The organism is Rhizobium sp. 18065 (genome assembly GCF_902706095.1).
Classification (GTDB): Bacteria; Pseudomonadota; Alphaproteobacteria; order Rhizobiales; family Rhizobiaceae; genus Allorhizobium.
The window spans coordinates 590,774-613,497 of sequence record NZ_CACSJP010000001.1 but is presented as its reverse complement, the minus strand read 5'-3'; the positions used below and the strand labels follow the sequence as shown (position 1 = coordinate 613,497).

20 protein-coding genes and 1 tRNA gene are annotated in these 22,724 nt (G+C 59.2%); 3 read left to right on the top strand and 18 right to left on the bottom strand.

The genetic code is table 11. From position 1 onward, the window contains the following. Positions 1 to 8: 8 nt before the first annotated feature. From GVK95_RS02885 to GVK95_RS02875, 3 genes are all read right to left on the bottom strand, one after another. A complete protein-coding gene (locus GVK95_RS02885) occupies positions 9 to 1,073 on the bottom strand; it encodes an ABC transporter ATP-binding protein (protein WP_200844216.1) in 1,065 nt (354 codons plus the stop codon). Positions 1,074 to 1,173: 100 nt separating this feature from the next. Next, the gene (locus GVK95_RS02880; RefSeq protein WP_159946377.1) at positions 1,174 to 2,214 is read right to left on the bottom strand and encodes an ABC transporter substrate-binding protein; all 1,041 of its coding nucleotides are present in this window, start codon (positions 2,212 to 2,214) and stop codon (positions 1,174 to 1,176) included. Between the two features lie 118 nt (positions 2,215 to 2,332). Beyond that, a complete protein-coding gene (locus GVK95_RS02875; protein WP_159946376.1) occupies positions 2,333 to 2,881 on the bottom strand; it encodes a cupin domain-containing protein in 549 nt (182 codons plus the stop codon). A gap of 182 nt (positions 2,882 to 3,063) precedes the next feature. Here GVK95_RS02875 and hisD point away from each other — a divergent pair, with 182 nt between their 5' ends. Together hisD and GVK95_RS02860 are read left to right on the top strand one after the other, a co-directional pair. Continuing rightward, the gene (hisD, locus tag GVK95_RS02870) at positions 3,064 to 4,362 is read left to right on the top strand and encodes a histidinol dehydrogenase (RefSeq protein ID WP_159946375.1); all 1,299 of its coding nucleotides are present in this window, start codon (positions 3,064 to 3,066) and stop codon (positions 4,360 to 4,362) included. 854 nt (positions 4,363 to 5,216) lie between these two features. After that, a complete protein-coding gene (locus GVK95_RS02860; protein WP_159946373.1) occupies positions 5,217 to 6,113 on the top strand; it encodes a hypothetical protein in 897 nt (298 codons plus the stop codon). A 125-nt stretch (positions 6,114 to 6,238) separates the two neighbouring features. Here GVK95_RS02860 and GVK95_RS02855 read toward each other — a convergent pair whose 3' ends face one another. The 7 genes from GVK95_RS02855 to GVK95_RS02825 all read right to left on the bottom strand — a co-directional run bounded on the left by GVK95_RS02855 (position 6,239) and on the right by GVK95_RS02825 (position 14,375). Further along, positions 6,239 to 6,919, bottom strand: coding sequence for a dual specificity protein phosphatase (locus tag GVK95_RS02855; protein ID WP_159946372.1), 681 nt, complete (start codon positions 6,917 to 6,919; stop codon positions 6,239 to 6,241). Beyond that, positions 6,916 to 7,821, bottom strand: a complete 906-nt coding sequence (locus GVK95_RS02850) for an inositol monophosphatase family protein (RefSeq protein ID WP_159946371.1) — start codon at positions 7,819 to 7,821, stop codon at positions 6,916 to 6,918. The genes GVK95_RS02855 and GVK95_RS02850 overlap by 4 nt, the downstream gene beginning before the upstream one ends. A gap of 60 nt (positions 7,822 to 7,881) precedes the next feature. Next, a complete protein-coding gene (locus GVK95_RS02845) occupies positions 7,882 to 8,973 on the bottom strand; it encodes an ABC transporter substrate-binding protein (protein WP_244618657.1) in 1,092 nt (363 codons plus the stop codon). 85 nt (positions 8,974 to 9,058) lie between these two features. Continuing rightward, the gene (locus GVK95_RS02840; protein WP_200844189.1) at positions 9,059 to 10,198 is read right to left on the bottom strand and encodes an ABC transporter substrate-binding protein; all 1,140 of its coding nucleotides are present in this window, start codon (positions 10,196 to 10,198) and stop codon (positions 9,059 to 9,061) included. 23 nt (positions 10,199 to 10,221) lie between these two features. After that, positions 10,222 to 11,349, bottom strand: a complete 1,128-nt coding sequence (locus GVK95_RS02835; RefSeq protein WP_159946367.1) for an ABC transporter substrate-binding protein — start codon at positions 11,347 to 11,349, stop codon at positions 10,222 to 10,224. Positions 11,350 to 11,388: 39 nt separating this feature from the next. After that, on the bottom strand, positions 11,389 to 12,522 hold the full coding sequence (locus GVK95_RS02830; RefSeq protein ID WP_159946365.1) for an ABC transporter ATP-binding protein: 1,134 nt from the start codon (positions 12,520 to 12,522) through the stop codon (positions 11,389 to 11,391). Then, on the bottom strand, positions 12,522 to 14,375 hold the full coding sequence (locus tag GVK95_RS02825; protein ID WP_007607927.1) for an iron ABC transporter permease: 1,854 nt from the start codon (positions 14,373 to 14,375) through the stop codon (positions 12,522 to 12,524). The genes GVK95_RS02830 and GVK95_RS02825 overlap by 1 nt, the downstream gene beginning before the upstream one ends. Positions 14,376 to 14,926: 551 nt before the next feature. Between GVK95_RS02825 and GVK95_RS02820 the strand changes: the two genes are divergently transcribed. Continuing rightward, positions 14,927 to 15,913 (top strand): LacI family DNA-binding transcriptional regulator, encoded by a 987-nt coding sequence (locus GVK95_RS02820; RefSeq protein WP_159946363.1) that lies wholly within the window; start codon positions 14,927 to 14,929, stop codon positions 15,911 to 15,913. On the opposite strand, the gene GVK95_RS02815 is transcribed toward GVK95_RS02820, so the two are convergent. The 8 genes from GVK95_RS02815 to GVK95_RS02780 form a co-directional block, all read right to left on the bottom strand. After that, the gene (locus GVK95_RS02815) at positions 15,910 to 17,553 is read right to left on the bottom strand and encodes a Na/Pi cotransporter family protein (protein WP_159946361.1); all 1,644 of its coding nucleotides are present in this window, start codon (positions 17,551 to 17,553) and stop codon (positions 15,910 to 15,912) included. The two genes, GVK95_RS02820 and GVK95_RS02815, sit on opposite strands and share 4 nt — an antisense overlap. Positions 17,554 to 17,574: 21 nt before the next feature. Beyond that, entirely contained in the window at positions 17,575 to 19,260 is a 1,686-nt protein-coding gene (locus tag GVK95_RS02810) for a metallophosphoesterase (RefSeq protein WP_159946359.1), read from the bottom strand. A gap of 2 nt (positions 19,261 to 19,262) precedes the next feature. Continuing rightward, positions 19,263 to 19,862: a dual specificity protein phosphatase gene (locus GVK95_RS02805; RefSeq protein WP_159946357.1), complete on the bottom strand. Its 600-nt coding sequence runs from the start codon at positions 19,860 to 19,862 to the stop codon at positions 19,263 to 19,265. A 57-nt stretch (positions 19,863 to 19,919) separates the two neighbouring features. Then, positions 19,920 to 20,762, bottom strand: coding sequence for an inositol monophosphatase (locus GVK95_RS02800; protein ID WP_159946355.1), 843 nt, complete (start codon positions 20,760 to 20,762; stop codon positions 19,920 to 19,922). 15 nt (positions 20,763 to 20,777) lie between these two features. After that, positions 20,778 to 21,251, bottom strand: a complete 474-nt coding sequence (locus GVK95_RS02795; RefSeq protein WP_159946353.1) for a hypothetical protein — start codon at positions 21,249 to 21,251, stop codon at positions 20,778 to 20,780. 361 nt (positions 21,252 to 21,612) lie between these two features. Continuing rightward, a tRNA-Phe gene (locus tag GVK95_RS02790) sits at positions 21,613 to 21,688 on the bottom strand. A 198-nt stretch (positions 21,689 to 21,886) separates the two neighbouring features. Beyond that, positions 21,887 to 22,099, bottom strand: a complete 213-nt coding sequence (yacG, locus tag GVK95_RS02785) for a DNA gyrase inhibitor YacG (RefSeq protein WP_159946351.1) — start codon at positions 22,097 to 22,099, stop codon at positions 21,887 to 21,889. A gap of 3 nt (positions 22,100 to 22,102) precedes the next feature. After that, the gene (locus GVK95_RS02780) at positions 22,103 to 22,723 is read right to left on the bottom strand and encodes a Maf-like protein (RefSeq protein ID WP_159946349.1); all 621 of its coding nucleotides are present in this window, start codon (positions 22,721 to 22,723) and stop codon (positions 22,103 to 22,105) included. Position 22,724: the final 1 nt, after the last annotated feature.

Below are 22,724 nucleotides of genomic sequence, written 5' to 3'. Positions count from 1 at the left end.
ATTCTGGGTCATGCAACGATCCAGCATTGTTCGGGGCTGAACGACGCAACGATCTCCTGCCCTACTTCCGGAGCCATTGCCTTGCGCGTGGCCCTGACCACAAACGAGCGACTTCCGCCATCCACGCGAACTTGAAGGTGATCACCGTGGTACACGATGTCGGTGACCCTTACCTTCAGTTCGTTCTGCCCCTCTCCGGAAGGACCAAGCTCGATCCGTTCTGGTCGGACAGACACTTTTACGTGCTTTCCCGGCTGCTGGCCGTTGACGGAGGCGACCCTTATCGCCTGACCGCCATCCAGCGTGACGTTCAGCATACCGCCGGAAAATGAGGTCACCTTGCCGCCAAGCAAATTGGTCTCGCCGATAAATTCAGCGACAAACTGTGTCTTGGGACGATCATAAATTTCGGACGGGCCGCCGATCTGCTCGATCTTGCCGTGATTGAAGATGGCAATCCGGTCGGACATCGTCAGGGCTTCGGTCTGGTCATGAGTGACGAAAACGATGGTAAGACCCAGGCGATGATGGAGGTCTCGGATGTCCATCTGCATCTGCTCGCGTAGCTTCTTGTCAAGAGCACCCAGCGGCTCGTCCATCAGGACGACTTCCGGTTCGAAGACAAGGGCGCGAGCCAAGGCAACACGCTGCTGCTGCCCACCGGACAACTGGATTGGCCGGCGCTCATGGAAAGCGCCGAGTTGAACCATATCGAGAGCCTTCGTCACCCGCTCAACAATTTCGCTCCTGGAAGCGCCGCGCATCTTGAGCGGAAACGCGACGTTGTCCACGACGGACATATGGGGAAACAGTGCGTAGTTCTGGAATACCACACCCATGTTCCGTTTATGGGGCGGCAACGCGTCCACGCGCTTGCCACCGACCGAAATTGCACCACTGGTGGGGCTTTCAAAGCCTGCCAGCATCATCAGAAGTGTCGTTTTGCCGGACCCGGACGGGCCCAACATGCTGACGAACTCCCCCTTGGCAATGGACAGGTCAAGATTGTCGACGACGGTCATGATGCCGAACGCCTTGCTGACCTTGTCGAAATGTATAAACGCGTCGCTCATCATGACCTACGTTCGTTTGAATGGCGCAACCTACACACATCCGGGGGATGTTCCGTTGCCCAAGATGGGCAACGGATATCGGGCGTGAAAGGACCGGTGCTTACTGAGCGAGCCAGGCGTTGAAGCGCTGCGTCAGCTCTTCCGAATTGTCGGTCCAGAAGTCAACATCGAGCGCGGTAGCACCGCTGATGTTCTCGTCGGTGGTCGGAAGTTCTTTCTGGAACTGTTCCGGCACCAGCTTCGTCGCGCCGAGGTTCGGGAGGCCGTAGGCAATGAACTCCGGCAGCTTAGCCTGGTTTTCAGCCTTGCTGGCGTAAGCGATGAAGTCCATGGCCGCGTCCTTGTTCGGGCTATCCTTCAGGACGACCCAGCTGTCGATCGCATAGACACTACCCGGGAAAACGAAGGCAAACTTCTTGCCCTCGGTGCGGTTGATACCGCTGATACGGCCGTTGTAGGCAGAGGTCATGACAACCTGGCCAGAAGAGAGTAGCTGCAGTGGCTGTGCACCCGCATCCCACCAGATGATATCAGCCTTCAGCTCGTCGAGCTTCTTGAAGGCACGATCCACGCCGCCCTCACTGCTCAGAACGTCATACACCTCGCCGACGGGAACGCCGTCAGCCATCAAGGCAAATTCGAGAGCGTATTTCGGTCCCTTGCGAAGGCCACGCTTGCCAGGAAACGTCTTGGTGTCCCAGAAGTCGGCCCATGTCTTCGGGCCTTCGGCCAGTTTTTCGCCGTCATAGGACAGGCCCGTGGACCAGACGATGTTGCCAATGCCGCATTCACTCACGGCAGCCGGGAGATAGGCATCCTTGCCGCCGAGCTTGTCCCAATCCAGCTTTTCGTAGATGCCGTCAGCGCAGCCGAGAGCCAGCTCTTCTGCCTCGACTTCCACAACATCCCAGTTCGGGACGCCGGCCTTCACCTTCGCCTGAAGAACACCATAGCCACCATCCCAGCTCTCATCCAGAACGGGCTTGTTGGTTTCAGCCGCGAAAGGTTCAAAGAAGATTTTTCGCTGTGCGTCCTGGAAATTTCCTCCCCAGGACACAACTGTCAGATCACGTGCCTGCGCACTGAAGCCGCCCGCCATCAGGACGGTGGATGCAATGATCGTCGCTTTAAAGATATTCATCGGATGCTCCCCTTGTGTGTTGTCAACCGACCGTTAGGAAAGCACGTTTCGAAACTTTGGGAAGCGGTGTTAACCGGCATGGTCACTATACTCACCAGTGGTGATCGGCTGCATGCCCTCAATAGGTGGGCGGGGTGATTGCACTCAAAATTTCGCTTTGCCCGTCGTGGACGTTGCGGAAGCGATGTGGCAGTCGGCTATCAAAATAATAGCCGTCTCCAGGTTTCAGAACTTTCTTTTGGTTGCCGACGGTGATCTCAACCAAACCGGAAAGCACCATGCCAGCCTCCTGAGCCGCATGGGAGAACTCTTCCCCGGTGTCTGCGCCGGGAGCGTAGCGCTCATGCAACATCAAGAGTTGTCGATTCGGGTGATCGAGCCCGACCACGCGGTAGGAGATTGTGTCAACCTTTCCAATCTCAACAAGATCTCCTGCGGCATAAAAAGGAGAATACGGAAGGCTCGACTGCAGGTCGGAAAAGAATCCAGGGAGAGTTGTTCCCAACGCGTCCAGGACCGCTCCAAGCGTGTCGACGGATGGACTCATCTTGTCGCGCTCCATTAGTGAAATCGTAGAATGCGATATGCCAGAGCGAGCTGCCAACTCTCGAACACCCAGATCCCGACGTCGGCGAAGTTCGCGAAGCTTGCTCCCAATCTTTGGCATCGGTCAGTTCCCCCAATTAATCTCGTCGCCTGACAATGGCACCGGAAATTGCACCGGCATACCTGACGCTGCAGAACACCAGTCCCGATGGTGAATATAATGAACAGGTGGTTTGTGGGCAATTGCCCGCCAGCGCCCGTTGGAAGATGCTGCCCCCTGATCATCCCACATAGGAGGTTTTGATGACGTCGCGTCTCGATGCGCTGAAAGGCAAGTTTATCCAGATCAAGGAACCGACCCGGGACGCCGTCTCCGATACGGCTCCGGTCGAAAAGACCGTAAAGGACATCATTGCGAATGTCCGTCAGCGTGGCGATGCCGCAGTCCGCGAATATTCCATCGCGTTTGACAAGGCCGACGTTTCGGACTTCGAGGTTACCAAGGAAGAGAAGCTCAAGGCGGTTGCCGATCTCGACCCGCAAACCCGTAAAGACACCGAGTTTGCCATCGCGAACGTACGCCGTTTCGCTGAAGCGCAGCTGGGCACGATCCTTCCGCTGGAAATTGAGGCTCTCCCGGGCCTGCACCTTGGCCACCGCGTCATCCCGATCGAAATCGTCGGATGTTATGTCCCGGGTGGTCGCTACCCCCTCCTATCGGCACCGGTCATGACGATTGTCCCGGCCAAGGTCGCGGGATGTGACCAGGTCATTGCCTGCCTTCCGCCGAATGCTCACCCTGCGATGATCGCAGGCTGCCACCTTGCAGGCGCAGACCGCATCTTCCGCGTCGGTGGCGCCCAGGCCATTGCTGCCATGGCCTACGGCACCGAAACCATTCCTGCAGTCGATAAGATCGTCGGTCCGGGCAATGCTTTTGTCAACGAAGCCAAGCGCCAGGTCTTCGGGCAGGTCGGCATCGACCAGTTGGCAGGGCCGAGCGAAATCTTTATCGTTGCCGACGAAACTGCAAACCCGGCCACTGTTGCCACGGACATGTTGGCCCAGGCCGAACATGACGTCCGTACCCGCGTTGGACTTGTCACGACCGACCGCAAGCTTGCTGAAGACACCATCAAGGAAGTCGAAAAGCAGCTTGAGACGCTTTCAACTGCCGCTGTCGCTGGTGTCGCATGGAAGGATTACGGCGAAGTCACTGTCGTCGAAGATGAAGCGACCATGATCGCCTATTCGGATTTCATCGCAACAGAGCATCTGCAGGTCCACACGCGAGACCCGCATGCAACGGCGAAAAAACTGCGCAACTACGGCTCGATCTTCATCGGTGAACTGGCAAGCGTTGTTTACTCGGACAAGTGCTGCGGCACGAACCACACCCTGCCAACGATGGCAGCCGGTCGGTATACGGGGGGCCTTTGGGTGGGCTCCTATGTCAAGATCGCCACGCACCAGTGGCTGGACGAGCGCGGTGTCGCAGCAGTCGGTCCGGCCGCTGTTCGTCAGAGCGCCACTGAACAGCTGGAAGGCCACCGCCGCGCAGCAGCCCTGCGTTTGCGACCGGAGCAACTCGCCGCGGAGTAATCGATCGTCTCAAGTAAATCATCACGGTGCATAGTCGCCGAGATGACTACACTGGCCCCCGATAGCTGGACATCCAGCCTCGGGGGCCAGCCTCGGGGGTTTTTATGTCCACATGCAGCCCATGGTTCGAACAGTGCCTCGCGGGCTACTGACAATTTTACGGGCGCCGTTCAAGGCAAGATCGAAGCTTTTCGGCCGGGGCTGCCCTCGCGGCGGAAAACATGCCTCTAGCGCGATTGCAAGACGGCGCATGAGCAGCCGGACCTAGGCCTGCTGCTGGTCACGAAAAGGCATCAACGTCCTCCGGCGCGTTTATCAGAGAGACCGGATCGATCCTGCCTCCTGGGGCAAGTATGCGTTTGCCCTTGCCCAGATCGATAGCATGCTTATCCAGACGCTTGAGCAAGCATGACGGTGACGATCCGCCAAGAGGAGCAAAGGCGGATCGTCAATCGCAAGGGATGGTAGCCGGATGACCGAGACGCACGCGAGGTTCATCACGGCCGGATCGGCAAGATGCATCCGTCGCCAGAAGCACATCACTCGGCAGTCTGCCCAACTTTAATCCGGGTCTTCAGGCGGAGACTGCTCGACACCGAAGTGATGACGAGAAGTCCAGAATCCGAATTCGGTGAACCCGACCCCTCTCGGATCTGCCACGTTCCTTTCCCCCATGACCCGAACTCAATCCATGAAACATGGAGGAACATTCCAGTCAGAGGTTTGTTATCTGGCGACCAACACTGCATGGAAAATGGAGAGAAATATGGGACGCGGCATTCTTCTTTGGCTCTTGGGGATTCCACTCCCCATCGTAATCCTTCTTGTGCTCTTCCTCCGCTGAGGTGATTAAAATGGCAACATATCGTTCGGGCACTTCAGACATCGGTATCGAATCCACTTCCCCTGCTCTGGCATGGGGTCCTGTGATCGGCGGCGCGGTCGCAGCCTCGGCAACCACAATGCTGCTCTTGCTGTTGGGCGCGGGCGTGGGCTTCACCATGGTCTCGCCATGGGCTGGTGAAAGCGCCTCCTTCACCGCAGTCAGCGTCACCGCTGCAATCTGGTTCGTCGTTGTCCAGTGGCTGTCTTCGGCACTCGGCGGCTATCTGACCGGACGGCTTCGCACCAAATGGGTCGGCATCCACACGGATGAGGTTTTCTTCCGTGATACCGCCCACGGCTTCATGAGCTGGGCTCTGGCCACAGTCGTGGTCGCGGGTCTTGCGGGTTCCGCATTTACGTCGCTGGTCGGTGCCGGCGCACAAGCCGTCGGCTCGGCTGCATCCACAGCCACCGTTGCAGCTGCCGCGGCCAGTGACGACGGCGATAGCGCGGGCAGCATGGGCTACTTCACCGATACCCTGCTCCGTCTGCAGGAAATCCGCGTCAATGCCCAGTCGGATGACGGCTCGGCCGCTGCAGAGATCTCGCGCATCCTTGTGAACGGCGCAGCGGCAGGCGAAGTGCCGGAAGCCGACAAGGCTTACATGGCCGCCATCGTTGCGTCGCGTGCAGGTCTGACGCCTGAGGAGGCTCGCGCTCGCGTCGATGCTACGCTGGCTCAGATCAACGACGCCAAGGTAAAGGCTCAGCAGACTGCGGATGATGCGCGCCAGATTGGTGCAACAACCGCGATGCTCGGAGCACTGTCGCTTCTGGTCGGCGCATTCATCGCCTCGGCCGCAGCGGCCTTGGGTGGTCGTCAGCGCGACGACGAAGAGGTCACCTACCTTTCCAGCGCCCGATAACTTCCAAAATTTACGAAAAAAGCCAGTGGGCAATCAGCGCACTGGCTTTTCCCATTTTCAGGGATTGCCCTGTTATTGTGATCGGCGGATTAACATGAAAATGACACCATCGTTTACCGAGCCAATCAGCTTGGGCGAGCAACGGAGTCAACCATACAGATCCAGTCGGCAGCGCGGCGCGCAGCATCAGCAAGAACCGGTTTTGGCGCTTTGAACCACTCGTTTTCCGGCAACTCGCGGTGCTTTCGGACGTGGGCAATAGCGGCGTCGAGCGTTGCGAACTCGTCCGGCAATGTCAGGTGTAAGAAAAGTGCCACCACCGCAACGGAGCGTGAGCGGCCGCCACGACAGTTGATGAGAACATTGCCCCGCTCGCGCCTCGGATAGGACGGCTTGTCCGGCAGGACCTGCTCAAGTGCAGCCCGCAGGATATAGTGCGCGGCCACCATCTGCGTTTCGGGATTGCCCGCGCCGTCGATCAGGCCAATCTTATAGTAGCGGATCTCGCCCGGGCCATAGACACTGCCCTGATGATCGGACACGACCTGTGGCTGACGCACATAGTTAAAGTCGAGATTGACGGCGCAGTTGATGACAGTCGTGATGCCGTTACTGTGAAGCAATTCGAGGTCGGCCGCCCCCTCCTTCCCGGAAATATAGAGATCCACCCCATAGGTGGGGTGACGCTCATAGATGAGACTGAGCTTGGGCAGTTGGCTATCTTCCGGCGCCTGCGGACTATTCGTTTGCAATTCCTGCCTATTTTTTTCGGCCGGAGCTAACCGTTCTGAACCAGATCCAGTCATAGATCGCGAACCCTTCTGTCGGCTGCCTTTGCGATGCGGTTCTCGGAGATCGAGCGCGCGACATGGTCGAGCCGCGGATAATTTGCTCCCTCGCCAGTCGCAATATATCCGGGGCAGAGATAGTCCAGGGAGCCGGGAGCGACCTTGCCAAGCGTCAATGGCTCGTAGCGGCCTCCGGCCTTCTTGAGGATCAGTATTGCCGCCGCCACGTCCCAGGCGTTGACACCGAAACCCGCTGCAGCATCGGCCCAGCCCGCCGCCACATGGGCAATGCTGAGCGCGGCACTGCCCGGGCGTCGCAACGTCGAGAAGGTCTCGACCAGTTTCCCCATATTGGCAAGTGCCACCTCTCTCCCATCGAGACGAAAGTCGCGAGAGACCGGATAGCCGGTAATCAGGGTGGCTTGTGTCTCATCAGCAACCGCGTGAGAGCGTATTGGCTTGCCGTTGAGATAGGCCGTATCAAGATCGGCAGAAAACATCAGGTCTGCGACGGGGTCATAGATGGCGCCTGCAACGACTTCTTCGTCGACGACGGCGGCAATCGAGACACACCAGAAAGCCAGTCCCCTGGCAAAATTTGCCGTTCCGTCGATTGGATCGACATACCATTGGATATCGCCGGCGCCAATCTGCCCCCCCTCCTCACCCATGATTGCCGAATTGGGTTCATGCTCGAGAATGAAAGCACGGATCGTAGCCTCAGCATGCTTGTCATGAACCGTTACGATATCATGTAGGTCCACTTTGTAATCCACCACCATGGCCGAGCGAAAGGCATCCAGCAGTGGTTCGCGAACGGCGAGAGCCGCAGATTGTGCCAGATCCATCAATCGCCGGGATCGGGCATGCGCAGGCTCAAAAACGGCTTGCGAACTGGCGGGGGACTTTTCGGTCGACATGGAATTCCTTACCTCACAGCGATGAAGAGACCGGCGCGACCGAAACCGCGCCGGTGCGTTTTATTTGGAATAGTTGACGCGCCAGAAGTCTTGCCACTCTTCACGCCGATCGAAGTCGTCAAGGCCAGTCGCCGAGCTGTAGCCAAAAAGCCGGTCGGAAATCTTGGCAAGCCCCGACGGCTCGTTCTCCGGCATCTTGATATCCGTATTGGTCGGAACCTTGCCGTCCTTCATCTGCGGCGCGATCCCCTCTTCCGTCAGGATGTAATGAACGAACAGCTTTGCCGTGTTGGGGCTCTGTGTCTTCGACGCGATCAAGCCGAGCTTGATATAGGTCCAGCCGACCCAAGGCTTGAGGTCGGCACAGATGCCGAGCTTGTATCCCTTGTCCTCATTGTCGCGGAACTTGGCCGAGCTCAGCAGGCCGAAGAAGGGCTCCTTCTGCCCTGCGACGCCCACGGCTTCCGAAATCGGGTCGTCGCCATCCGTGGCAAGCGGCGCATTTTGCGCCAGTGCCTTGATCCAGGCAGCAGCGGCACTTTTCTCCGTCGTCTTGATATCCTTGCCGAAATGCGCCTTGTAAGCGGCCGCGACCTGGTCGTTGCCATGTGTTTCCAGCTGGTTAAACCAGTCCGTGTAGCTGCCCTTGGTCAGCGGATCGACAAGCGCGACCTTGCCTTTCCACTTGGGCTCGGTCAGCTCCCAGATATTGCTGACGGGGCATTTGTCGTAGGCCTCGGTATTGTAGGCCCAGACATTGGCGTTGGTCGAAATTGCCAGCGGATCCTGGAGATCGGCTGGAATTTTCGCAGCCATGTCGGCGGGCAGATAGTTTTCGACGAAGCCCTCCGGCAGGAGCTGTGCCAAGGCGGCCGGCGCGTCGGTGATCAGCACGACATCGCCCTGCACATTGCTCGACTGGCTTTCGCGAATGATCATTTCGAGCTGGCTGTTGGCCGAGACCTTCATGCCCGTTGCCTTCAACCCGTATTTCGCACTGAAGTTTTCGGCCATCTCGACGATCTTGCCGGTGCTGTCATAGATGTTGATCGGTTTTTCCGCCTTTGCCGCGGCAACCAGGGCGTCGAGATCGAAAGCCTCTTCGGCGCGCAAGGCACCGGCCGATGCGCTGGCCAGCAGGCCGGCAGCCATCAATACTGTGAGTAGATGTTTTCCGTTATTCATGACTTCCCCTCCCAAGGAAAAAAAAGGGGCAGGCCTCCACCTGCCCCTGACTTCACTTCTTGTAGTTGACCCGCCAGAAATCCTGCCAGCTCTCACGCTTGTCGAGGTCCTCGGCAGCAGTCGTCGCGTCGAAGGCCATCAGTTCATCGAGATGTTTGGCGATGCCCGACGGTTCATCTGCAGGAAGCCCGATCTTGGAATTGCCCGAAATCTTGCCATCCGCTGTCTGCGGCGCGATGCCCTCCTCCGTCATCAGGTAACGAACGAAGAGTTTCGCCGCATTCGGGCTCTTGGTCTTCGCCGCGATCAGCCCAAAACCCGGATACAGAAAGCCGGTGAAGGGCTGTACACCCGAGCAGAGGCCGAGCTTCAGGCCTTTGGATTCATTGTCGCGGTATTTCGCCGTCGAGGTGATGACGAAGAATGGATCGGCCTGCCCCGGCGCGCCGGCGGCTTCGGCAACTGTCGAGGAATCTGAGAGCAAAGGCGCATTTTCCGCAAATGCCTTGACCCACGCAGCGGTCGCCGTCTGAGTGCTGATATCGAGCGGTTTGCCGTAGAGCGCCTCATAGGCCTTTGCCACCTCAGCATCGTGGTGGGTCTCGATCTGATTGAACCAGTCGGCATAGAGCGGCTTGTCGAACAGGTCGAGCATGGCAAGCTTGCCCTTCCACTGCGGCTCCGCCAGCTGCCAGATGTTGGTAACCGGGCACTTGTCGTATTTCTCGGTGTTGTAGGTCCAGACATGCGGGTCGGAGACCACAACGAGCGGATCGCGAAGTTTTTCGCCTATATCCCCTGTGAGATCCGGTGGCGTCCAACTGGTAACAATGCCTTGGGGGATGAGTTCGCCCATGGCGGAGGCGACGTCGGTCGCGACGCTGACATCACCGACGATGTTGTCAGCCTGATATTCGCGGATCATCAGCTCGATCTGAGCGGCCTCGTTCACCTTCTTGCCGCTGGCCTTTACGCCGTACTTGTCCGCGAAAGCCTGAGCTGTATCGACGATCTTGCCGGTGACGGCATAAACCGTGATCGGCGGCTCCTTCCTTGCAGCCTCGATCAAGGCATCGAGGTTGAACGCCTCCTCGGCATGGACGCTGCCCGCAAAGCCCGCTGTGACGGCAAGAGCAAGAGCGCAAGCAGCTGTGATAGGCCGGCCCGTTTTCGTCCGCTTGGTTTTGGTCATGGTGTTTGCTCCCGATTGCTTTTTCATTTTTGATAGTTCATCCGCCAGAAATCCTGCCAGTCTTCGCGCGCGTCCCAGTCTTCAAGGGCGGTCGCCATGCTGTAGGGCAGGACCTGATCAAGGGCCGAGCCAATGCCGGAAGGCTCATTGGCCGGCAGTTTGACGTCGCTGTTGGTAGACATCTTCCCGTCCGCCGCCTGCGGCGCGATGCCTTCTTCCGTCATGACGTAGTGGATGAAGAGCCTGGCCGCGTTCGGACTGTCGGTCCCCTTGGTGATCAGCCCGACGCCGGGATAGAGCCAGCCAAGCCAGGGCTTCAGCTCCTTGCAGAGGCCAAGCTTCATGCCCTTGTCGGCGTTGTCGCGAAACTTGGCCGAGCTGATCAGACCCATGAAGGGCTCCGACTGGCCAGGCGCACCCACGGCTTCCGCCGCCGCCGCATCGGCATCGGTCAGGAGCGGCGCATTGGCCGCCAACGCCTTGATCCAGGCCGCGGTGGCACTTTGCTCGCCGGTCTCAAGATCCTTGCCGTAGAGGTCCTTGTAGGCGGCGGCGACCTTGTCATCGCCGTGCTTGGCCATCTGGTTGAACCAGTCGACATAGGAGGCCTTACCGAGCGGGTCCTGCATGGCGACCTTGCCCTTCCACTTCGGCTCGGTCAGTTCCCAGATGTTGCTGACCGGGCACTTTTCGAAAAGCTCGGTATTGTAGGCCCAGACATTGGCGCTGTTCACCACCGTCAGCGGTGCCTGATATTCAGCCGGGATCTTGTCGGCGAGATCCGGCGGTAGCCAGCTTTCAGCGAAACCCTGCGGGATGAGCTGGGCCATCGCAGCCGGTGCATCGCTGATGATCGATACGTCACCCTGGATGTTGTTGGCGCGCGCCTCACGGATGATCATCTCGAGCTGTGCGGTCGCCTTGACCTTCGAGCCCTCGGCGGAAAGTCCGTATTTCTTGGCGAAGTTCTGCGCCATTTCGACGATCTTGCCGGTGCTGTCATAGACAGTGATCGGTTTTTCCTTCCTGGCGGCCTCGACCAGTGCATCGAGATTGAACTGCTCCTGCGCCTTCACCGCGCCTCCAAGCGTCGTCAGAACCGCGGCCGTCATCAAAAGTCGGCCCATGCAACCCTTCATTTCACGCGTCATACTGCTCCTCCTTCAGTAAGCGTCCAGAACTCGTCGATTTTAGTTGTAGGTATTCTTCCTCAGGACCGTGTCCGCCTCACTGATCCGCCGACCCTGCACGTCAAAGACATGCATGGCTTCCGGCGGCGCATGGACGAAGACCCGCTCGCCACTGTCGATGCGCGGCAATGCGTGCGTTGTAAGGAAGAGCGTATGGTTCTTGCTCCTCAGTTCGAGGATCCAGCTTCCACCGGTCGGCAACACCCCGGTAACCGTCATCTCGGCGCTGAAACTGTCTTCGGGCACGGACTTTTGCTTAGCAACATAACCCATGGCTTCCGGGCGCAGGCCGATCGAGCCGATACCGCGCAGTTTCGGGTAGTTCTTCGAGAAATAGGTTTCGGCCTTGTCGGCAATGTCGGAAATACCCGGCTTGCCAAAGGTCAGGATGTTGATCGGCGGGCTACCGACGAATTCCGCGACGAAGCGGTTGGCCGGGCGATCATAGATATCGTTTGGCGTACCCATCTGCTGCAACGTGCCTTCGTTCATCACCGCAATTGTCGTCGCCAGTGTCATGGCCTCCCACTGGTCGTGCGTGACGAAGACGATCGTCGTCTTGAACTCGTTGTGCAGACGCTTGAGCTCGGCACGCATTTCCAGACGCAGCCGCGCATCCAGATTAGACAATGGTTCGTCGAGCAGAAGCACACCCGGATTGACCGCCAGCATGCGGGCAAGCGCCACCCGCTGCTGCTGGCCGCCTGACAGCTGCGAGGGATAGCGGTCGCGATACTTGGCGATATCGAGTGCCTGCATGACACGCTCGACCCGTGCCTCGCGCTCCGCCTTGGGCAGATTACGCAACCGCAGACCAAAATCGGTGTTGCGCTCGATGGTCAGGTGAGGCCAGAGCGCGTAACTCTGGAACACCAGACCCATCTCCCGCTTTTCGGGCGGCACGAAGATGCCCTGCTGCACCGAATCAACGACTCGCTCGCCCACCTGGATCTCGCCGCCGGACAGGTTCTCCAGACCGGCGATCATGCGCAACGTTGTGGTCTTACCGCAGCCTGAGGGGCCAAGCAGGCACATGAACTCGCCATCGCGAATTTCCAGATCGAGATCGGCGACCGCGTTGGCAGCATTCACGCCATAGTTCTTTTGTGCACCACGTAGGTTGATCGTAGGCATCAGCTTCCAAGTCCTTCTGCAAGATTTGTGCGTGTCAGCTTCTGGGCCAACAGCGTGCCGAAATAGGCAATGGCGGCGATGATCAGCACCACGGCATTGGCAGCCTGGGTGTAATGGTAGTCGACCAGTCGCAGGGAAAAGGTCGTCAGGACATCCGTGCTCGGCACCGCCAGGATCACGAAAAGGCTGAGGCCTTTGATGCCCGAGATGAACGGCAGCAGCACGCCGGTGACCAGGGAGCCCTTCTGGATTGGGATCACGATGTAAATCATCCGACGGAACCAGCCGGCGCCGGCGATCTGGGCCGCTTCCTCCGGATCCTTGCCAAGCTGCGTCATGGCGGAAATACCGGCCCGCGACGCATAGGGCATCTGGTCGGCGATCAGCGCCAATATCAGGATCGTCACCGTGCCGTAGAGTGCGGGCATGGGGCCGCGCGGGACCGCAAACAGCGAGAGATAAGCGGCTGCGAAGGCGATGCCCGGCACGAGATATGGCAGGAACGTCACTTGACGGAGATAGATCGACAGGCTGCGGACCGGCGTGCGGATGACCACATAGCCGACCAGCAGGCCGAGTACACCCGAGACCAGCGACGCAAGACCGACAATCATCATCGTGTTCTTGGCCGCAGCCCAGAGGTCAGGACTAAGCAGGATACCCGTCTGCAGGGCAACCGTGTGCAGGTCGGTTCCGATCCAGTAGTCGAGGGTGAAATTGTCGAGCGTAAACCGCGCAGGCACCTTCATGACTGTCGAAAGAACGAGGGTAAGCAGTGGCATAGCGACGCTGACGATGAACACTGCAGCGGCAAAGCCGGTTGCCGGCAGGCGCAACTTGCCGAGACGGTTTTGACGGTTCATCGAACCCTTGGACCCGATCGTGACGAACCGGCGGGCTTCGCGAACCAATCGCGCATCGATCATCAGGGTGATGATACCGATCAGCATGATCGAGGCCGCCACCACGCCTGCAACACCCGTCTGCCGCGAAGCGATGCTGCGGAACAGCGAGGTCGAAAGCACCTCAAACTTCACCGGCAAGCCGAGAACATAGGGAACTCCGAATTCACCCAGGCATTTCGCGAAGATCAGCACCATGGACGACAGAAGCGCCGGCCGCATCAACGGCATGATGATCTGGATGGCAACCTGATACCGGCGCGCACCTAGAATGCGGGCCGAATCCTCCAGCTGGGAATCGAAACGGCGCAAGGCAGAACCGAAGAGCAGGATGACAAAGGGCGTGTAGTGCAAAGCCAGGATGATCGTTATCGGGAAACGCCCATAGGCGACCCAATCCGGCGGCGTCAGGCCGATGGCCTCGAACCAGCCGGGCTGGCCACCGACGGTGCGGTTCTTGAACAGCGTTGTCCAGGCGAGCGCAAACGTCCAGGCCGGCAGCATATAGGGCACGATCAGCGCGGTCGCGAACCAGCGGCGGCCGAACATGTCGGTTCGGCTGATCAGCCAGGCCAGGACGGTGCCGATCACCAAAGACAACGAAATCGCGCCGAGCGCGACAGTGAGGGTGTTGAGCAGCGGTCGCCAGAACAGATCCGTCGCGACAGGCGAGAAGAAGGCCCGGTCAAGATAGTAGACCGTAAGATCGCCGACGTCCTTGCCCAGACGACGCTCATGGCCGAACTGAACCCTGACCGAATCCAGAACGATCGAGATGATCGGTACCACGATCAGATAGGTGAACAGCACAGCCGTCAGGACGCCGATCAATGTCGTCGGCTCACGAAGCGCGATTTTCAGCCGGTATCGCCAGGTCTGCCACGCCGATGGCGCGCTTGAGGCGCCACGCGCCGGCGTGTCGGCATTTGTAGTTTCACTTAGAAGAGCCATCATTCCTCCCCGGGCCATTCATTGCCACGCCGGACGCCGCTCGATTGAGGGCGCACGAATGCCGTTTGCCCAGGCCGCAGCAAAGCGGACTTGAGCGCCATCAGACACCAGCAATTTCTTCAATCCTCCCGACGGGACTCCCGACCCGTCAGCCTCGTCAAAAACGCCCGGTCAGGACGTCTGTGAATACCGAATTCAACGGGATCAGACCCCTATCTCACCCGGCTATGACATGGATGATCAATCGTGACGTCCATTTTGTCAATCGCAAAAATGCACACGCGGTCATTATTATAAGCATATGATTTTCATATGTTATTCTTGCCGTGACTTACGATTTTTGTGCACGCGCGGTCAACCGGTTCTCAGACCGTATGAAAATGCCGTCGCTCACGCGAGAACCACCGGGTGACAAGCAGCGCGGCGCGCACGGTGCTCACCGAACGGCTGCAGAAATTTTCACCGGCCCCGACCCTGTTTCGACATTTTGGGGATTGGAAAAATCCAAGCTTTGTGGCCTGTGATGGGACAAGAATTATAAGGGGGAGTTGATGGCCCGAGGATTTGTTACCGCGGAAGAAGTCGCAAAGCGTGCGGGCGTGTCACGCTCGGCCGTATCCCGGACTTTCACCGCCGGCGGCAGTGTTTCGAAGGCGGTGCGCAAAAAGGTGCTGAAGGCAGCACAAGAGCTGGGCTACCGCGTCAATCGGCTGGCGCAGGGATTGAACAATGACCGTTCCAACCTGATCGGTGTGGTCGGCGCCAATCTGAGTTCGCCTTTCATTGCCAAGCAGCTCGATGTGCTGAGCCTCGGTCTGCTGCGGCGCGGGTCCCAATGCCTTCTGCTCAATGCCGCCGATGCCCGCAAGGATATCGCGCCGTTGATCGAGCTTTTGTTCGAATTCCGTGCCCAGGCGATCGTCGTCCTGTCCGGTGAACCCCCCGCCTCGATCGTCGACGAATGCATTGCCAATGGCGTGCGTCTGATCCTGATCAACCAGAGCGTGGATCGCACCGATACCAATGTCGTCCTCAGCGACGATTCTCACGGCGCCGACCTCGCCGCTCTCAGGTTGCGGGCGGCAAAATGCAAGAAGGTTGCCGTCGTGACCAGCGGCAGCCAGACGCCGGCACAGCTCCGTCGCGCCAATGCGTTCACCAAGCGCATGAACACAGAAGGCATAGAGGTCGTCGCCTGGTCCAATGGAACGACGAGCTATGAGAGCGGATACCAGGCCGGCTGCGAGCTGTTGAAGGACAAGGATATCGATGGCGCCTTCTGCGTCACCGATCTTCTGGCGCTCGGCTTTCTCGACGCGGCGAGGCTGGAAATGAAGCGCCGCGTGCCACAGGATCTTTCGGTCGTCGGCTTCGATGACATTCCCCAGGCCGGCTGGAAAAGCTACCAGTTGACCACGATTGCCCAATCGTTCGAGGCGCTGACGGAGAAGGTGCTGATCGCGCTCGATAGCGACGAACCGGAAACCCGCTTGCAGGTCGTACCGGTCAGCATGGTGGAGCGGACCACAGCCCGTTAGCCCACCTGGCGGATGCGGCTTTCGTTGAGAAGGCCGCTTTCGTCAAGGATCGGCAGCGCCACAGAGACGATATGCGCGTTGATCCTCTTCAGGTCGCGCAGCATGTCGAGATGCAGGGAACTCGTCTGAATGCTGTCGGTGAGGCCATCGCGCAGGCGCTGGAGATGCCGGGCCGATGATTGCTTCTCCAGCCGCCGCACCTCTTCCTTCACCTCGACCAGCCGACGGGCAAGGTCGGAGTTCTTGGTGGAAAAGACCGTCTGCGCCATGCGCAGGTTGTCCAGCGTGATGGTGAAGAGACGTGCAAGTTCTTCATGGCCGTCCTCGGAAAACCTCAGGCCGAGGCTCACCTTCTTGGCGATCTCGGGGCGGATGCCTTTCTCGATGATGTCGCCGATATGCTCGAGATTGATTGCATACTCAACGATATCCATTGATCGCCGATAGTCCTGGTCGCTCAGTTGCCCCTGTCCGACCCTGGAAACGAAGACCTTGATTTCATGCTGGATACGATCGACGCGACCTTCCAGTGCGCTGATCTCGCTCAACTGCGACAGATCATTGCGGCGCATTGCCTCGGATGCCTGATGTAACATGCGCTCGATTAGGTCACCCACCAGCAGAACTTCCCGGCTGGCTCCGGCAAGGGCAGCGACCGGCTCGTCGAGGTCATGACCATCGAGGAAACTGCGCTGGGCATCCGCCGATTTTTGCTCTGGCAGGATTGCCGTCGTCAGCTTGAGAACGTAGGGCGACAGAGGCCAGGCGATCAGCGCTACTGCAATATTGAAGATCAGATGCGCATCGACGGCCAGTTGCTGATGCGAGAAATATGGAAGATCGAGGAGCTGCGCACCGTAGTTAGCAAGCGGCATGGCAGCGGCACAGCCGATCGCCCGAATGATGAGATTGCCGAGCGTTACGCGCCGCGCCGCAGGCATGGCCTTCATCGTGGCCAGAACCGGCGGCACCGCGCCGCCAAGATTGGCACCCAGCACGAGCACGATCACCAGGCTCGATTCGATGCCGCCGCTTGCCGCCAGCGACAGGATCAACACGACAACGGCAAGGCTGGAGGACGCAAGTACGGCGAGCGCTGCGGAAAACAGCAAGGCAACCGGCCAGGCATTGCCGAGCATGGTAATGAACAGATTGAGTGCCGGAGACTGGCGGATCGGATCGGTTGCCGCAGACAGGAGATGCAGAGACAGGAGCATGAGACCGACACCGACAAGGGCGGTTCCGGCTCCCTGCTTTGCAGCCGAGGCCATGCGCATCAATGCCACGCCGGCCAGGATCAGAAGCGGCGACAGCCAGCCGAGCCCCAGCGCAACAATCCAGGCCGTGGCAGCGGTGCCGATATTGGCGCCGAGCATGACGATCTGGGCCATGGCCGGCACGACCATGTCCTTTTCGACGAAGGAGGCAACCATCAAGGCGGTGGCAGTCGAGCTCTGTAAAGCGACGGTGGCGAGGAAACCGGCGGCGAATGAGCGAGGCCCGCTGCGCGTCCCAGCAGCAAGGCCGGTCCGAAGCCTGGCACCGAGCGCACGCGACATGCCGTCCTTGATCTGGCGCAGGCCGAAGAGCAGCAAGGCGACGGCGCCGAACAGATTGATGCTTACGATGGCCGATTGCATGCACTTACCTCACGTCGACAATTATGCAGGCACCACATCCCCGAGCACTGGGAAGGGAAGCGTCAGGCATTCCGAACCGCCTTCGGCACGATCGAGAAACAGTCCGAGTGCGCCGAAGAATATCCCGAGAAAGCTTGGAAGCGAACCATCGTGCGTGCTCGGTTCATGCCCAAGCCTCAAGGCCAGCGAGCGGTAGAGGATCAATCTCTCCGGCTCGATATGTGCCAAAGCCAGCGACGCGCCCTGTCGCAGGCAGTACCAATCGGCGATCAACTCGAACATCGGCAGGTCCGCTGCGCCGTCAAACTCGGCTGCAACTCCACCGCTCGAGCCAACGAGCGGCGCGATCATCTCGACCACGCTCTTGTCGCCAATCGCCCTGACGATGCCCGCCGGCCATTCCTTGACAAAATAACGGTGGCGAACGAGCGCTCGCTTGTGCTGCCGCAGGAAGGTACCGTAATCGCCGGCAGAGAAAGCCGGATCGGCCTTTTCCCGGCTGACCTCGGTTTCCCGACAGTATCCTTCACACAACCGCTCATTGACCGGCAAGGCGGACAACTCGACGGTTTCGACCTTGATTTCCTGCTGTGACGCCTGAACCACCTTAAATGCAGGTGGAAAGGCAACGAGCGAGGGAACCGCGATATTGGTCACAGAGCGGTCGGACGACCCTCGACGCGTCACGCCCTCCACATGCAGATGTCCGCTGAAATGAACCGTCACCCCGGCCGCAATCAAGGCATCCCCGACCGCCTTGACCGGGGTCCGACGCACGACATTGGTCTCGCCGAAGAGCACGCCCTCGGCACCGGTCGCACCATCGAATGGATCGAGCGCCGGGTAGTGGGAAAATGCAAGCAACGTCTTTCCCAGTTTCCGCGCCCGCAGGCTGACACCGGTGATCCAGTCAAAAATGAACCGCTTGCTGCGCAGCATGCCATTCCAGCCGGCGGCCGTGCTGTCGATGAAGGCCGCTTCCTCGCCCAGTTCGAAGCTACCGTCACGTGGCTCGAAGACATTGGCATCGATCATCAACAGCCATAGACCCGGCTCCGGCTCGACGAGATAGGAAGCGTCCATGAGGCTATAGGCATTGCGGCCATCGGGCGACGTGACCGTGTAGATGCGGTCCTCGACCGCATCGCTTGCGCCGAAGGGCGTTTCCCAATGCCGGTATTCCGGCTGGCGAAAATAGCCGAAAGCCGCCATAGGGTTCAGCCCGCGTGGATAGCCCTCGCAATACATGTTTTCGCTGACGATGATGTTTTCACCAGCTATGGCGGCGTCGCTGGTGACCGAGAGGCTGATCGCTCCCTCGCCGAGAAATTCTTTCGTATGATGACGGCCTGCCGGGCCGAAGATATCATGATTGCCGGGCAGCGCATAAAACGCGGTTCCGTGACTATCCGAATGGGCTTGCAGCAAGCCTCTGAGCGTTTCCGTCGTCGCCCGCTGGCCATCGTCTGTATAATCGCCAAGCAGCACCACATGGCGGATTCCGCGCCGCGCCACCTGATCCAGCGCAGCACGAAGCGCGTCGGCGCTCTCGTTGAAAACGCGGGTCGACTGGCGCGTATCGGACCAGCTTCGCATGGTGATGTGGTGTCCGCCTACCTTGATGCCGGCAAAACCAAAATCGGCGCCGGTATCATGGAAGTGAGCATCAGCAATTACGGCAACGGCTGGAAAGCTTCGTGGCGCCATGATCAGGACTTCTTTCGGCCTTCGATCATGTCGATCCAGTCGGAGGCCCGCCTTGCGGCTTCGTAAAGGCTCGGCTTCGGGGTCTCGAACCACTCGTCCGGACGCAATTCGCGCCGTTCGCGGATGACAGCGACGGCTTCATCGAGCGTCGGATAGCGGTCGGGCTGCTGCTTGTGCAGGTACAGGGCCACCAGCGAAACCGAGCGGCTGCGGCCGCTGCGGCAATTGACCAGGACATTGCCACCATCCGGAAACGGATAAGTCGCACGTTTCGGCATGGTCTGCCGCAGCGCCCCATCCAGAATATAATAGGCCCCCAGCATCATCGTATCGGGGCTACCCTCGCCATCGATCAGGCCGAGCTTGTAGTAACGGATCTCGCCATAGCCGGTTGCGCAAAGATCGCCGTCCTCGGCGGCATCCCGCACCAGATTGATGTCGAGATTGACGGCGCAGTTGACGACCGTGGTGATGCCGTGTCGGCGCAGCAGCCCAATGTCCCGCGCCCCATCGCTGCCACCGATGTAAAGCGTTGCATCATGCGGTCCGAGCCCCTCGGCAATCTTGCTGATTGCGGGTCGCGCGTAAACCGGTCCATCCATATTCCATTCCTCCACACGGCAGTTGCGTACCGTCATCCGTTTCCCTGCAAATCATGCCTATGCAACCGAAGAGGCCTTCCGCTCACCCGCCGCATCGAGAATGGCCAGAGGAATAGCAGAGGCTTTGCTGACCCCGGCGGCAACGCCCGGGGCTGCAGCCAGAACAGCTCCCCCATCCCTTAGACTGCCGATCTCGAAAAATGGGCAGACATTGCCACCGGCTTCGCTGACCAGCAACAGCCCGGCCAGGCAATCCCACGAGTTCATGTGCAGTTCGATGTAACCATCCGAACGTCCATCGGCGACATAGGCAAGCGCGAGCGCGCCTGAACCAGCGCGACGCACATTTGTGCCCATATCGAGCAGATTTTTGACGACGCCGAGATAGGTTTCGTTCGCGACCCGTGTCGACCAGCCCATTTCGATCGATGCGGCATCGAAGCGCTGCGTTCCAGCAACCAGGATCGGCTTGCCGTTCAACGTCGCGCCGTCACCACGGCGCGCGAAATAGAGTTCGTCGAGGGCCGGACTATAGATCGCGCCGATTTCAGTCCGGCCATTCTCGACATAGGCAATCGAGATGCAGAAATGCGGGATCCCTCGCGCGAAGTTCGCCGTGCCGTCGACCGGATCCACGACCCAGACCCTGGCGCCGATCTCTCCACCGCCCTCCTCGCCAAAGAATGTGTCTTGCGGAAAATGTTGTTCGATCATGCGACGGATATGCGCTTCGGAAGCCGCGTCCGTCACGGTGAGGAAATCCTGCGGCCCCTTCATGGACATGCTGCGCTCTGCGTCGCCGTAGAAGCCCTTCAGCACCAGTTCTCCGGCCGAGCGGATGACCGCACGGCAGAGGTCGGCGCGAGCCTGAAGCGTATCGGCATAATGCAAGTTTTCCACCGGACCACCATCATATCATTTTGAACACGCGTGCATATTTGCACGCGTGTTCAATCTTTGCAAGCCGTTCATGCTAGATCTAGGCAGGCTATTCCCGTGGCAATACCCCCATTTCAGAGCCTGCTTGAAAAGAGCGCGCACGATTGTCAGCTCACCCCTTTGGCGGCTGATCGACGGGATTTCATGCTTTGCTGAACGCCGCAGGATTTTTCCGCCGCGTTCATAGTGAATATACTGGATCTCTTTGCCTGGCCCTGTGGTCCAGTATGTTCGCCGCCATTCCACGTAGCGTTCGATATCCGGCTCGCGGATCGTGTCGATGGGCTTGTTACCGAAGAAGCAGACGAGATAGCGTCGAACGACTGACGGCCAGTCTCGCGGATGGTATTCGCTGCGGTCATCGCGCTCGCTTTCCGCGATGACAAGCTTGATGAACTCCTCAGCGACCTGCTCAAACGGGCGTACGACCGCGGCGAGGCCGTTCTTCACCCGTTAGTTTGCCTCGCTCCATATCTGATATGCGCGATGATGCGCTTCATCTTGGTTGTCGGTTTCGAGACTTTTCCTAACCTGCTTGCCGCCTGCGGAAAACCGCACTGACCAGAGGGTGCCACCAGGGCGCTGAAAGAGGGTAAAGGGCTGCTTAGGCTGCGTCGCACGCTGCAACATGATGCTCTCCGAAATCGGTTACGTTGCTAGCACGCCTGCTTTAAAGCTGCGCCAACCTGCAACCGCAGAAGGCACGACGGGCCTCGAAGAAAAAGAGCAATTTTGCGGAGTGTGCTAGCGTATTTCCAGCACATGCGGGCTCAAAGAGCTTTTCAGAAATTCAATGATTTTAAAGACTTAATGGTGCCCGGAGGCGGATTTGAACCACCGACACGCGGATTTTCAATCCGCTGCTCTACCAACTGAGCTATCCGGGCATCTCGGCTTTTTGGCAAAGCCTGCCGGTTTCTGGTCGAAACCGCCGGGGTATTTCCCCGGGAGCGAGCGGGGTTATAACATCTTGTTCGGCCATGTCCAGCGCCTTGCGGCACTTTTTTGAAGAAGATGTGAAAAACGCAGAAAATTCAATTCAAACAAGGAGATCACGACAAGGGCGCGGGTAGCGCAAATCGCGATCAGCGATAGTCGTCCTCGTCCGCCTTGGATTCGTCCTCGGCCACCGGAATGGCGTAGGAGCCTTTCAGCCAGCGCGACAGATCGAGATTGCGGCAACGGTCCGAGCAGAACGGATAGTGTTCGCGCGCAGACGGGCGCTTGCATTCCGGGCATGGCAGCGCCTTGCGCAGCGGCTCGACCTTGGCCATGCGCGGGGTCTGGTCATCGCTCATGGATCAACCCTCCGTCCAGCCGGCATGCACGTCATATCCCTCGCCGGCCAGCATCTGCATGGTCTCGAACAGCGGCAGGCCAACGACATTGGTATAGGAACCGACGAGTTTCTGCACGAAGGTGCCGGCAATGCCCTGGATCGCATAGGCACCCGCCTTGCCGCGCCACTGGCCGGAGGCGAGATAACACTCGATGTCGTAGCCGGAGAGCCGCTTGAAACGGACCTTGGTCTCGACGATCTTCTGGCGCAGCTTGCCATCGGGCGCGATCAGGCAGACGCCGGTAAACACCCAGTGGCTGCGGCCGGAGAGCAGATGCAGGGCAGACGATGCCTCTTCCATATATTCCGCCTTGGGCAGAATGCGCCGGCCGACGGCCACGACCGTATCGGCGGCGAGGATATAGCCGTCCTTCCAGGCGAGATCCTGTCGGGTCACCTCATGGGCGGCTTTCGCCTTGTCGGCCGAAAGCCTGCGGGCCAGCGAACGCGGATGCTCTGATTTCTGCGGGGTCTCGTCGAGATCCATCGGCATCAGGCGCGCAGGTTCGATGCCGGCCTGTTTGAGCAGGTCCAGACGGCGCGGCGACCCGGAGGCCAGTATCAGCTTCTGTCTCAGTTCCATG